The organism is Priestia sp. LL-8 (genome assembly GCF_036227845.1).
Taxonomy (GTDB): Bacteria; Bacillota; Bacilli; order Bacillales; family Bacillaceae_H; genus Priestia; species Priestia zanthoxyli.
This window is the reverse complement of the sequence record NZ_JAZAQH010000003.1, coordinates 48,264-60,764: the sequence shown is the minus strand read 5'-3', so window position 1 is coordinate 60,764 and position 12,501 is coordinate 48,264. Positions and strand designations below refer to the sequence as shown.

Genomic DNA, 12,501 nt, shown 5'->3' with positions numbered 1-12,501 from the left:
CTTGATTTAATTTTATACATGAATTGAGGTGATATTTGTGTATAAAATTGTTATATTAGGAAATTATTGTTCTGGTAAAACTACACTAGCTACACAGTTAAGTGAAAAATTACATATACCTATCCATCATTTAGATTTGTGGTTTAGAGAACCTAAAATGAGAAAAATAACGCAAATTCGGCAAAGAAAGAGATATTTTAAAAAAAGGTTGGAAAAGGTGTTAAATACAGCAAGTTGGGTTATTGAGGGATGGGGATATCTTGATACATATGATGTACGTTTTAGTAAAGCCGATATTATTATTTTTTTAGATGTTTTTCCTCAAGAATCAAAAGAACGATTTTTAATAAGAGAACAGAATAAACAAATGTATATAAAAATAACTGAAAAATTGACTAAACAAAGTTTTTATAAAATAGATAAATTTCATCAAGAAAATCGACCTATTATATTGGATCTTTTTCAGAAGTATGAAGGAGAACCAGGGAAAAGCTTATTTCACATTGCGAGAAAATATAATTTAGAACAATTACTTGCTACATTAAGAAATGGGAAATACGGATAGAAAAAACGTTTACCTATAGGTAATTTATAAGTTACTGAATTACTCCATTTCTTTTTTCAAGCGTTACTTATTTGTCCCTAGATATGGAATGTGTGCTAACACGCTTCTTTTTTACGTACATATGTATTTATGATGAATGAAAAACTCTTTTATAGTTATGGAAAATCGTTTACATAGAGGTTATAAAAAGTGTTTTGCTTTTTGTTGTAATATAGGCATTCTATAAATGTAGTGGCTTTAGATAACTTTCTCTGTAATAAAATAGTGTACAGGCTGTAGTAGCAAAGAATTTTCAATAGCTTGTACACTGTTAGTTAGTTTATGAGGATATATTGAAGATACTACTTGTCATAACTCTGTTCGCATAGTATTTTCAACAATTCTATTAACAGGTTATTAAACGGTCAATGGTTTTCTAAGGAGTTAGTAATAAGGTCAACGCTTGTAAAAAATTTTGTATAAAAACAGCTGTATCGTTATTGGATGTTGTTACATTGACACCTTTACTGTTTTTAACGATAACTCTTTGTCTATTTAATTGAAGTGACCTTGCGGTCTGAGAAACTTCTTGTAAAAACAGCCTCATTGAATTGGCATCGAGACCTATTGAAAGTAAGAAAATGGTTAATATTTGTATGAAGCTTTGAAGAAATATGGTTGTCTGTGTATCTGTTGCAGTAATAGTAACATCACAGGAGTTTTTTACAAGAATGATTGAATCAGAAACTTGATCACTGAGGATCTCTTGTCTTGTATCAGTTTCAATAAGTGCATTGTTATATCTATTGGAACAAAAATAATTTTTCTCTGCACATCTTGTTTTTTTACAATTTTTTTCTTTTTTTCTTGAAGGTTTGGAATTTAGACAACTACAGTAGCACTTTCTTTTTTTAGAACAACTCAAAGTGTAACCTCCTTTATATGTTTCTATTATATTAATATGAAAATTAAGGAGGTTTGCTTGTATACTTGTCCCTTTTCTTTTATATATTATAGGAAAAAAGAGTAACGTTTAATTTAATAGTGTTATTCCGCTTAATAAATCATTCCAAACAGAAGTATTGGTGCAATTATCTCGCGAAACTTGAACCCAACAAATTTTGTCTTCAGGTGTTCCAAAATTCATGTCTTTTACTCCATGTAATTCTTCGTCAACAGTCTCAACTAACAGAAGGTTAAAGTTACCGTTAGTCATGTCTGTTAAAATTGATTTTAAGTTAATTACGTCTTCGTAGCTTGTGGGCATCCATTCATATCTTATAAATAACGTACGTTGACTTTGCGCGATTTGATTAAGAAATGTTTGAATACGATGATCTAATCTTATTTTATAAGGTGGATATTGGGCAGACCAGTCTTGATTAGGAATCATGGGAAAGTCGTGGACAGAGTCAATGTTATATTTAATATCTGTAACATAATGAGCTCTTATTGATTCAGAAGTTCCTGGTTTAAAAATAGGATATCCGTTATCATCCATATAATTAGCGAGTATGTCTTTTTCAACTATGTTTTCTACTTCCATAAAACCTTGAAACTTATTTCTTAATAATGTATTTACATCAGGGAGATAAGGAGATTGCATCCAATCGAGGGGAAACGAATGCTTTCTCAAGTTGCGACGTTCCGAATAAAGTGCTGGCCCACACCAGCTTCCTAAACCAGCTATCAAATGATAAGAGCCCTTGATATCTTGTAAGTTTATATTAATCACTCCTTTATTTTCTTACATTATTAATATATATAAAGGGATTTTAAATTGCTTGGACAATAAAAAGTATATTTATGAAAATCACCTTTTTGAGAGAATTATATGTCGAAAAAGTTATTTATAATTTATATTGAAATTCAAATTCTTAACGTCTTATATGTAAAAGAACATGACAACATTATAGATTTGTCATGTTTTCTTATTGGATATGGGTTTACGTATTAATTACGGTAGTGACAGATAACGTACTAGTTGGAGTTGAGGTAGAAGTTGCAGAGTGAGTAACAAATTCTACAATTACAGGTGCTCCAATCGTTACAGCATCATCAATGTTTAATGCTGTAGTAGATAAAGTGTAGACATTAGTAGGTTGCATGACTCCATTGATATATATATTAGCGTAAGAATTAGCTGTTACATCCGGCAAAGCTGTGATTGTTGCTCCTACATCATCAATAAAGCTTCCAGCAGGTATCGATGTGACTCCTCCTGCAACCATTGGGGCCGTTACAAATGTTGTAAATCTTGCTGGGGTAGGAGCCACACTCGTTGCTGTTGCTACTGTAATATCTCCAGCAATTGTACTAGTGGCTGTAAAAACAGGTTTAATAATAGGCATATGTCTTATTCTCCTTTCGAAGCATAGGATGTAGAAAGAATGTTAATATCCCCTCTATCTATTAATAGTCAGATTTCTATTATTTGCCACGGTCAATAGTCTATAGAGGTAGTCCAAATTTTTAAATGGTGAAGAATCTTTTTACCATTTAGGTCTTTTGCCGTTTCTAAATTAAAGTAGAAGAATAATAAATAGAGAATTAGCGTTGTTTTATACTTCCTTTAATGATTTCAAAGTGTATTCGTAAAGAAGCACTTTAAAATTCTAGAAAAAGAAGAGCGATAAATAATTCAATAATTAAGAAGGGAGGATCATAAATGCCAATCGTTAAGCCCTTTATGAATTCTTTAAGGTTTAGTAGCACTGCAGGAGCAGGAACAGGTACTGGCGCTACCTATAGTATTCTTGCTACAGCTTTTACTACTGATGGAGGAACAGCTGCTACAGTTTTTCCAACTGCTCCTGCTTATTATAATCTTTATATTAACGGGCAAATCCAAACAGGTGATACTTCAACAGTTACTACTAGTTCTATTACCATTCCTGATGGAGACACCCTTTCATCTGCTACCCCTATTGTGGTTGAGTTTGTTGTAAACTAACTAATGTATTCTATTTTTTAGCTGATTTCCCAACTGGGGAAGTCAGTTCTTTTTTTTATGACTATCTTAGAATTTATAAACTTTTTTATACTTCCTTATTAATTAACACAAATTGGATAATAATAGGAACCCCTTTTGAAGGTACTTCTTCTGTGAGTAAAGTTAAGCTTCCTTTTTGAATTTGATAATTAATATGAGGCTGTAGAATACCATTAATAAATAAATTGATATAAGAAGCTTCTTCAGGTGCCAATATTTCAGTGGTTCCATATTGAGCTATCCCATCATTATTGGTATATAGGCGTTTTTGACCATCTGAAAAAGTAAAATATAATAAATTAGTGGAGGGAATTAAATCTGAGAGTGGAGGCCCCTGAGGCCCCTGAGGCCCCTGAGGCCCCTGAGGTCCCTGAGGTCCCTGAGGCCCCTGAGGTCCCTGAGGCCCCTGAGGTCCCTGAGGCCCCTGAGGTCCTTGAGGTCCTTGAGGTCCTTGAGGTCCTCTGTACTTTTGATTACAGAGGTTATGGATGGAACAAAATACCAATATAGATTGTGAATTGGAAACATATACAGAATGGGGTGATCTGTAACAATGAGCTTTTCGTTTCTTTTTTTTGTAAGAGATCTTTTTACAGAGAACGTATCTACGTATCAAGTGTCAATACCTCCTTTTATTGCAATTTCATCTACCTTAAATCAGTGAAGGGGAGAGTAGACATACAAGAAGGATAAAAGAAGAAAGGTAACCTTGAGGTTCTTTATACATTAGAGTAGTTAATTATAACTTGACCTTTTATAGCTGTTATAAGGAAAAGATGAAGAAATATTACTCTAGCGACTTTTGTCCAACATATACATTCACACGTGTCTTCTTTATCTGAAATGATTATATATAGGTTTGTTAACAAATATTAAAATAACTGTAAGTTTTTCAGTTGTTTCTTCAAATAGAACTTCCAATACTTATGGTATTCATTTACTTGGTAAATGAGCGCCTAATGATAGTATAAGTGCTATAGAATCTATAACCTAAGAGTGAATCCTACTGATAACTAGCATCATCCGGGCTCACTGTTTAGGAGCATTATCGATACAATTTTTACCTCTTCATCCACCAAGTTTATTAAGTAAATAGGTTTCACTCTAAAACGCCTTAACTACATAGCGTATACAGGATGTAGTTAAGGCGCTAGCAGGAACAATAAAGATTTGTATTGAATGTATATACAAATTGTATAAATGAGGTGATAAGGTTGGGGAAATTGGATAAGTACGCTCGGCAATCAAAAGCAAAAGAACCAAGTAAGGTTTTGCCCATTCGGTTACCGGAAAGCATATATGAGCAATTTCGACAACGTTGTGAAGAGTTAGGGTTATCTATGTCTGAAGCTGGATATTTGCTCATTAAAGAAGAATTAGAAGATGTTCTATACAACGCCAGTACAAATGAAGTTGCTGCAACTACACAGCGAATACAAAATCGTATGCATAGTGAAAACACTTTGTATACAAAAGAAAATACAGCTAAATCTCCTTTTTTTTCTACGAGGTGGACGTCAATTAATTATGAAGTTGAAAACGAATTACCTTGTCCTTTATGTCATCAATGGTATAGCAAAGCGAATTTTTCTCGCCATGCCAAAAACCATAGTACCACTACTAAAGAGCTTTTAGAAAACAATGAAGATATAGTTTACGAAATGATTAATGAACGTAAACTAACTCTGTAAACAATTTATATGAATTTGTATAGGTGTAGAGATTCACCTTTTGATCCCAGGAAAACACCTGAGAGGGAACAAAAGGTGAATGTTCTAATTGAATCCTGCATGAATGCATTTTCTATTCACCAAATGGTGAGGGGGTGAAATTCTGCAATTAAAGCATTGTATTGTACTTGAATTTTACATCTTTGTTTACGCCTGAAACTTCACTACTACTGTTTCTATTAGCTTATCAAACAACCAACCTCTGCGAAATTTCTACTCTAATTTTCTTATCTCTACATACAAATAATTCCTTTAACGTGTTGTTAACCTGAAATTAGATAGTCGAATAATCACTTTTTTTATGAAAATGACTATTATTGGACAAGCACACAAACGTTTTATAAACAAATGAATAAAATAGTATATAAATAAAAAAGGAGTGATTATTATAAAAAGCTATCGTCACCATAATAAAAACGATGAATTATATTATGTAGAAGCTGCTTACCCATCTAAGGGTTCATATAATAAGAAAAAAGAAAATGAAAAATTCTTTATTGAAAATCATACAATTGAGGGTTCTGGAACCAATTTAACAGGAAATATCCCGTTAACTATTGCAGTTCCTGCCAATGCTATAGATGTAACTGTTTTTGAAGACTTTACTAGAAACCATAACAAAACGCTTCTTCAGTTATCAGCTGCAGCTACTGGCGTTGGTGTAGCTACTGGTCTTACGGTATCAATTTTTGTTAGAGGATCTAGACTACCGATCTCAGCGACTATACCTGCAGGTTCTACAAGAGCTTTTCAAGTTGAAAACTTTGAAAAATTAACTGTTTCGAATCCTTCTGCTACTACGGCTGGAACTTTAAATGTCTTTATCCAAAAAACATTTTGTATTGGTTGCAGTAATCAAAATAAAAAACCGAACAAAGGTTGTTGCTTCTAGAACAGTAATAAAAAGCCACCTTGCACAAAGCAAATTGTGCAAGGTGGCTTTTTATTACTAGAAAATCTCAAGTAGTTTACTGCATCTATATTTTAGACATTCTGTAAAAAAAGAAAAGGGCTATTAACCCGAGAGCTAATAGTCCTTACTCATTATTTAGTTACAAGTAATTAGGGTTAGAATTAAATAACTTAATTGTAATAACTTTTACTGCACTTACATTTATTTTTAGCATAGTCTTTTTCGTAAAAGACAACTTTATCTTTGCCATAATCTTTTTCATGTTTGTCTTTGCATTTATCTTTGCCATAATCTTTTTCATGTTTGTCTTTGCATTTATCTTTGCCATAATCTTTTTCATGTTTGTCTTTGCATTTACCTTTGCCATGATCTTTTTCGTGCTTGTCTTTGCATTTATCTTTGCCATAATCTTTTTCGTGCTTGTCTTTGCATTTATCTTTGCCATGATCTTTTTCGTGCTTGTCTTTGCATTTATCTTTGCCATGATCTTTTTCATGCTTGTCTTTGCATTTATCTTTTTCATCTTTGTTCTTACGAAGGTCATACATCGCTTTTAAGCAGTGCTTACTTTCATCATTTTGATCATAATAAAATTTAGTCAAATGAATTCCCTACCTTTGTTTAAAATTGGTGTTTCTATATATTCTATTTTCAAACAGAAAAATTGCTTGTACATTGAGGTAAAAATGGCTTTTAGACTATTTTTAAGTTAATAGTCTAAAAGCAGCATAAAAAAAGCATTTATTGATATATTCCTAACTCTTTACCCCATGTTGAAATTTTTTCAAGATGGTAACTTAAAAGTTCACCTTCACGGTTATCAGCAATCCTTCTCAGTTGAGTGTGAAGGCCTCTTTCCAAGGTTCGCTGGAGATAGGCCATTTTATAAAGAATCATAGGGTTTGTTTTAAAGGTAATTCCGTGTTTTTTCATTTCAGCCACGTATAGACCCACACACTGAGTACGTATTTTCTCTGCATTTGGTTGCCAGTCTTTTCTGAAGCCTAACAATAGTTCCACTAATACAACCATGTCAAACCATACTGGAGCGTATTTGGCTGACTCCCAATCAATGAATTGAATAGGCCATGGTGTATGTCCAGTAACATTTTTGCTACATATATTTTGCATGTGTAGATCGCCATGCGTAATAGCTAATCCATTTTTAGTTAATTCAGGAAAGAAATCCGGTCCTTTATTGTATAGCTTAATTAATGATGAATAATAAGGTTTTATAATATGGCCAATACGATCATCTTTCATTGCTGCATGCAATAGGTCAACTGTTTGATTCATAGATTTGGCCCTATTCTTTTTTGTAGCAGTATAAACAGGTAGCCAATCTCTCCAAACGTTTTCATTCTTTTTAAACCTATTTTCAAAAGTTTGACCATGAAGTTTAGCTATACTGGGAATAATATATTGAAAGTGAGACGGAGAGAAGGTCAATTGTCCACGTATTTGATTAACAAATTCCATAAAGACCCAGGTTTCATTTTTGACTGTTTCTACAAGATAAATGCGAGGCAAAAACTCTTTTAAAATGGGGTAAGATTTTTTGTAAATAGTAATCTCTACTTCATTTTTGTAGGCTGTCGAATTGTAGACCTTAAAGATAATTGGATAATAACCATTTTTTCTTTGAAGCAGTAATTTATATATACTACTTCGTTTTGTTGATTTTAAACACTTAATTTCTGAAGGGATAACTGTAATTTTCTCACCCATCGAATAAGAAAGTTTTTCTGCTATTTTTAAATCTTTAATCTGATAATAGAGCGCCTTAAGATCATACATAGTAATCATTCCTTTCGCTTACGTTTCCACGTATTAACTAAATGAGACCATGCGCTTCTGAAAAATGGCATTGGATCATTCCATGCAAATAGAGCAAACTCTTTTTGACCTTGCAGCCCCAGATAAAAATCTTTGAATGTCATTTCGGAAGTTTTTTTCTTTTGAAGGAAAGTAAGGTAATACCTTATAAGGTAAATCCATTTAATACCGTCTATTTGATTCAATCTAGGCTCTGGATTTTGGTTAGTGAGGTATAAATAATAGGTGTAGGCAAAGTCAATACCTGAGGGGCCTGTGAGACTATGGGTAAGCCAAAAGCGAGGGTTTATTTCAATGAATTTATAAATTCCATCTCTTGGATCCTTTTTGAATTCAGCCATGCCTATGCCTTTGAGCTTTATTTCTTCAAAAAATGGGAGACATATATCGATAAGTTCAGGAACTCTTTTGCTGACGATATGAGCACCTGTTCCAAATTCGGCAGGAAACTGATGGTTTTTTTGTAAGGAGAATAATGCAAGTAGTTCCATATTTTCATTATAGAGAGTAGCTACTTTATAAAAGCATTGATTGTCTCCAGGAATCAGTTCTTGAATAACTAATTGTCCGCATTCTCTATAAAAACAATAATCATTCCTTAACTGCTCAGGAGTATCAAATACAATTGCTTTTTTGTTGATTTTCTTTCTGAACTCGTGGCCGAGAACAGGTTTTAAAATACATGGGAATTCAACATTTAAGATAGCCTCTTCAAGTTCCTCTTTACTATCTATTACATATGTTTTTGGACATGGAATATTATGCTTGACGGCGAGCTCGTAAGTTTTGTTTTTATCAAGCACTTGCTCAACTAAATTATCATCAGGTAATAAAAACAAGAAGTAATTTAGCAATTCGTCTCGGTTTTTGGAAATGAATTGTACGTAGTCATCTGCTCCTGTATACAAGACAGGTTTTGAACCAATTTTTTTAGAGAGGTTAATTAAGAAGTTTAATAGTTTCTTTTCCTCAGTTACAGGACTAGGGCATATACTGCAAGTAGCTAGGCGTGATTTTCCTATTTTATATGGTTTTTCTGTGTCAAAAGCGTAAACATTAATACCTTTTGCTGTTAAGCTTCTAATAATGCCAATCCCGTTAGCGCTCAAATCAAGAATAACTGCAGAGTGTTCATGGTTCATACTTTAATTCATCTCCCAAAAATCAGTGTACAAATGTTTTATTTTTCCTACCATGCTGTCTACAGTTAAGTGGTTTTTAGCATGGTTTTTCGCAGTTGTGCTCATTTTATTTCGCACTTCTTTATTTGTAATGAGAAATTTTAATGCATGTGCTAGCTGTTCAGGGTCCCCAGGTTCGACAATAATACCTGTTTTATTATGCTTTATCAGCTCAGGAATTCCTCCGCAATTTGTGGAAATTACAGCAGTACCACTATGCATAGCTTCAATTATTGAAATGGGTAAGCTATCATTGATTGTTGGAAGTACAAAAATGTCAGTTTTATTTAAGAGTGAAGGTACATCGTCTCTAGAACCTAAAAAGTTTACCATTGATAAACCCAGAGCCTTTTTCTGTTTTTCTAATTTCTCTCTCATTTGTCCATCACCGACGATTAATACCTCTACATTGGAAGTATATTTTTTTAGACGTGCCAGTGCGTCAAACAGATAATTATGTCCTTTTCGAGGACCAAGCCTAGCTACGCATGTAATAACTAGATTTTGTGAATCCTTTTCTTTTCCTTCCCTTTGGTTCACTGGATAATCAATTCCCGTAATAACTGTAGTGATGTTTCTATTTTTTGCTCCTAGCTTTATTAATGGTTCACGAAACGAATCGCTTAAAACAATAATATGACTTGCATATTCTATTGCTTTACTTTCAAGCTCCGTAAAATATGCTTCTTCTACAGACGACTTTTTAATGATGTTAAATTTGAGTCTATTAGATGTGAACATTCCATGTGGCGTGTAAAATAAGGGTTTATTATAGAATTCATTAAATCTTCCCAAGATATTTGCTGTAAACAAATCTTGTGCATGAAGAATATCATATTTTTCTAAATTTATTGTTTCGAGCATTTTTTCATATACATATATAAGTCTTTGATGATTTAAAATTCTGTCATTGTAACTTCCATAACGTTTGGTAAAAAAATGTTTTAAATTTTGGGTAGCAACTTCTCGGAATTGCTTTACTTTTGACATTGAAAATTGATTAGGAGAAATAATGTCTACTTTATGTCCTTGACTTTTTAAACCTTTACTTAAAGTAGAGATATAATTCGACAGTCCACCCACGTGAGGGAAGCTCCAAAAGGTAGCAATTAAAATAGAAAATTTCTTTTTCGAATTTTTTCTTGAAGAGCTTCTTCTTTTCGAATTTTCTTTTGAAATGGTTTTTCTAGAAGAGCGCGACTTAAGTCCATAATATTGGTCTAACGTGTCGATTAGATAGGGGTAGGGAAAGGCAATTTCATGGTTCATTTCCAAACCCTCCTTATAATTTCAAAAGCTTCAGCATAAGGTACGCCAATGCTCATGCCTCTTAGCCTTCCTAAGTACTTAACACCTTCATAAGAACGAGGATGAGGGAACGATCTCATTTCGAGATCATAATGTTTAAGGGCATTAAGTTTACTTTCCATGGTGGCCGTAACATCTACAAAAAAATTTGGTTTAAATGTCTTTTCACAAGAGAAAGCACCCCATTCACTCGACGAAACGGTTTCAAATGTAATTAATTCTATGGGGGAAGTATATGGGAGTGGTCTAGTTGCAGTTAATACCGCCTGAAAAGTGATCTGATGATCTCTATTTAGATCTCCATAGTGATGTGTAAAAATCTTGACCGGTTTGTATTTTTTGATAAGCTGCTCGATTTCTTTCGTTAATTCGTGAAGAGGAATCATTTCTAGTTCCAAATTGACATGCTCAAGAAATACTACTTCTTCAATACCAATTTCTTTATTAGCAAGTCGACCAAATTTCTGAATATGATGAGCTTCTTCCTTTCTGCCCAAAGCAGTAATTACCGAAATTACTTTATACCCTTCATCTACAAATTTTTTTAAGGTTCCTGCGGTTCCTAATAGTTCATCATCAGGATGAGCCCCGATTACTAATATACAATTGCTCATATCTGTGCCTCCTGTAGCTTTTTCTTCTATACTTGTACTATAAACAATATATGAGCTTATCCAGATATTAGAAACCGTCATTGGCGGAGAATTAAAAATTAGAGCTATACTAATTAATATAGAAGGCATATTTGTTGCTTCTTTCATTATGTAATTTTAGTAGTAAGAAAAAGTAGAGCCATAAAAGAAATAAGACCTATTGCTAAATGCCAATAGGTCTTATTTCTTTTTTAGGTAAAATTAATACTTAGAGTTTAATTTCCATAAATTTATAACTCTCATTTCTTTACAAGTATCCTTACAAGAATCATGTTTTTTATGTTTCTCACACTTTTTACAAGGATTTTTATGATCTTTCTCTTCCAAAGTCCAATCTTCTTTATACTTCATATCAATATTCACCTCTTTCATTACTATAGTATGTAACCGTTGGTAACAGGAGAGGGTGCTTGTCTTGGATTTGAACAAAAATTTTTCGCGAACTTATATGTAGATGGATAAGTATACAAGCAATTTATTTATAAACGAATAGAATAACAAATGGGGAAGGAGGAACAGAATGGGAAAATCATATTTTCATTATCGTAGTGATTATGATAGGTGGGATAGGCTTCCGAAAGAAACTCTCTTTAAATGGCACAATAAGAAAAAGTATCAGCTGCTGAGTAATAATAATGTCCAGCTTGTTCCGTCTAACAGCGTTAAAAAATTAGACTTGTTGAATGATAAAGCATTTGGGCACTCTTCTCAGAAATTAATAGGAGAAAAAGAAAATGAACTTATGAATTTTAAAAGGTATAAGGTAGTTGGACAAGGCAAAGATGGTGTTATTTATCAATTGACTGATAATCGATGTGTAAAAGTATTTTTTAAGGAAGAGGTATATAAAAAAGAGTTAGAAGCAATAAAAGTGGGGCAGTCGTCTTTTATTATTCCTCATCTCTACGATTATGGACCAAATTACATAGTCATGGAATATATAAAAGGAATTTCCTTGGCAAAACATCTGAAAAAAAATCAATATATAGAAAAGGCTTTGGTTGTACAATTGATAAGCCTCTTTAATGAATTAAAGAAATTAAGTTTTCGTAGACAAGATACGGAATTACGGCATGTTCTAATAACTGAACAGGGAAATTTAAAAATAATTGATCTTAAAAGAGCTTTTAGTTCTAAGCGACCTACTCCTATTAAATTACTAAAAGATTTGAAGGGATTAAACTTATCAAAAGAATTTTTATCTCATGTTAAAGATATTCAACCTTCTCTTTATCAAAAATGGAGAAATTTTGATAAAGAGTGAACTCCTTAAGAAATATTTGAAATCATTAATTGTAGCAACAATAATTGTGTTTCTATAAGATTATTGTTGCTACAGGTTAT

At 32.7% G+C, this 12,501-nt stretch carries 15 protein-coding genes; 5 read left to right on the top strand and 10 right to left on the bottom strand.

What is annotated here, in order from left to right; genetic code table 11:
* Positions 1-37: 37 nt before the first annotated feature.
* Positions 38-565, top strand: coding sequence for an adenylate kinase DNA topology modulator (locus U9R83_RS27575; protein ID WP_209369621.1), 528 nt, complete (start codon positions 38-40; stop codon positions 563-565).
* 415 nt (positions 566-980) lie between these two features.
* On the opposite strand, the gene U9R83_RS27570 is transcribed toward U9R83_RS27575, so the two are convergent.
* From U9R83_RS27570 to U9R83_RS27560, 3 genes are all read right to left on the bottom strand, one after another.
* On the bottom strand, positions 981-1,469 hold the full coding sequence (locus U9R83_RS27570; RefSeq protein ID WP_014462099.1) for a spore coat protein: 489 nt from the start codon (positions 1,467-1,469) through the stop codon (positions 981-983).
* Between the two features lie 108 nt (positions 1,470-1,577).
* On the bottom strand, positions 1,578-2,279 hold the full coding sequence (locus tag U9R83_RS27565) for a DUF1796 family putative cysteine peptidase (RefSeq protein ID WP_014462100.1): 702 nt from the start codon (positions 2,277-2,279) through the stop codon (positions 1,578-1,580).
* A gap of 211 nt (positions 2,280-2,490) precedes the next feature.
* Positions 2,491-2,895: a DUF4183 domain-containing protein gene (locus U9R83_RS27560; RefSeq protein WP_014462102.1), complete on the bottom strand. Its 405-nt coding sequence runs from the start codon at positions 2,893-2,895 to the stop codon at positions 2,491-2,493.
* Positions 2,896-3,212: 317 nt separating this feature from the next.
* Here U9R83_RS27560 and U9R83_RS27555 point away from each other — a divergent pair, with 317 nt between their 5' ends.
* Positions 3,213-3,497, top strand: a complete 285-nt coding sequence (locus tag U9R83_RS27555) for a DUF4183 domain-containing protein (protein ID WP_014462103.1) — start codon at positions 3,213-3,215, stop codon at positions 3,495-3,497.
* Between the two features lie 85 nt (positions 3,498-3,582).
* Here the strand turns inward: U9R83_RS27555 and U9R83_RS27550 are convergent, their stop codons facing one another.
* A complete protein-coding gene (locus U9R83_RS27550) occupies positions 3,583-4,041 on the bottom strand; it encodes a DUF4183 domain-containing protein (RefSeq protein WP_328575568.1) in 459 nt (152 codons plus the stop codon).
* Between the two features lie 709 nt (positions 4,042-4,750).
* Here U9R83_RS27550 and U9R83_RS27545 point away from each other — a divergent pair.
* Both U9R83_RS27545 and U9R83_RS27540 read left to right on the top strand, forming a co-directional pair.
* Positions 4,751-5,227, top strand: a complete 477-nt coding sequence (locus U9R83_RS27545) for a hypothetical protein (protein ID WP_014462105.1) — start codon at positions 4,751-4,753, stop codon at positions 5,225-5,227.
* 418 nt (positions 5,228-5,645) lie between these two features.
* Positions 5,646-6,158 carry a hypothetical protein gene (locus tag U9R83_RS27540; protein ID WP_014462106.1) on the top strand — a complete coding sequence of 171 codons (513 nt, stop codon included), beginning with the start codon at positions 5,646-5,648 and terminating at the stop codon, positions 6,156-6,158.
* A 191-nt stretch (positions 6,159-6,349) separates the two neighbouring features.
* Here U9R83_RS27540 and U9R83_RS27535 read toward each other — a convergent pair whose 3' ends face one another.
* The 6 genes from U9R83_RS27535 to U9R83_RS27510 form a co-directional block, all read right to left on the bottom strand.
* The gene (locus U9R83_RS27535; protein WP_328575567.1) at positions 6,350-6,781 is read right to left on the bottom strand and encodes a hypothetical protein; all 432 of its coding nucleotides are present in this window, start codon (positions 6,779-6,781) and stop codon (positions 6,350-6,352) included.
* 139 nt (positions 6,782-6,920) lie between these two features.
* Complete coding sequence (locus tag U9R83_RS27530; protein WP_243550565.1) at positions 6,921-7,976, bottom strand: ecdysteroid 22-kinase family protein; 1,056 nt, start codon at positions 7,974-7,976, stop codon at positions 6,921-6,923.
* 5 nt (positions 7,977-7,981) lie between these two features.
* A complete protein-coding gene (locus U9R83_RS27525) occupies positions 7,982-9,157 on the bottom strand; it encodes a carboxylate--amine ligase (protein WP_014462109.1) in 1,176 nt (391 codons plus the stop codon).
* 3 nt (positions 9,158-9,160) lie between these two features.
* Positions 9,161-10,465 carry a glycosyltransferase family 4 protein gene (locus tag U9R83_RS27520; protein ID WP_014462110.1) on the bottom strand — a complete coding sequence of 435 codons (1,305 nt, stop codon included), beginning with the start codon at positions 10,463-10,465 and terminating at the stop codon, positions 9,161-9,163.
* Entirely contained in the window at positions 10,462-11,118 is a 657-nt protein-coding gene (locus U9R83_RS27515; protein ID WP_033580846.1) for a PIG-L deacetylase family protein, read from the bottom strand. Before U9R83_RS27515 ends, U9R83_RS27520 begins: the two co-directional genes overlap by 4 nt.
* Positions 11,119-11,358: 240 nt before the next feature.
* Entirely contained in the window at positions 11,359-11,508 is a 150-nt protein-coding gene (locus U9R83_RS27510; RefSeq protein ID WP_014462112.1) for a hypothetical protein, read from the bottom strand.
* Between the two features lie 169 nt (positions 11,509-11,677).
* On the opposite strand from U9R83_RS27510, the gene U9R83_RS27505 reads away from it, so the two are divergent.
* Entirely contained in the window at positions 11,678-12,421 is a 744-nt protein-coding gene (locus tag U9R83_RS27505; RefSeq protein ID WP_014462113.1) for a hypothetical protein, read from the top strand.
* Positions 12,422-12,501 lie beyond the last annotated feature (80 nt).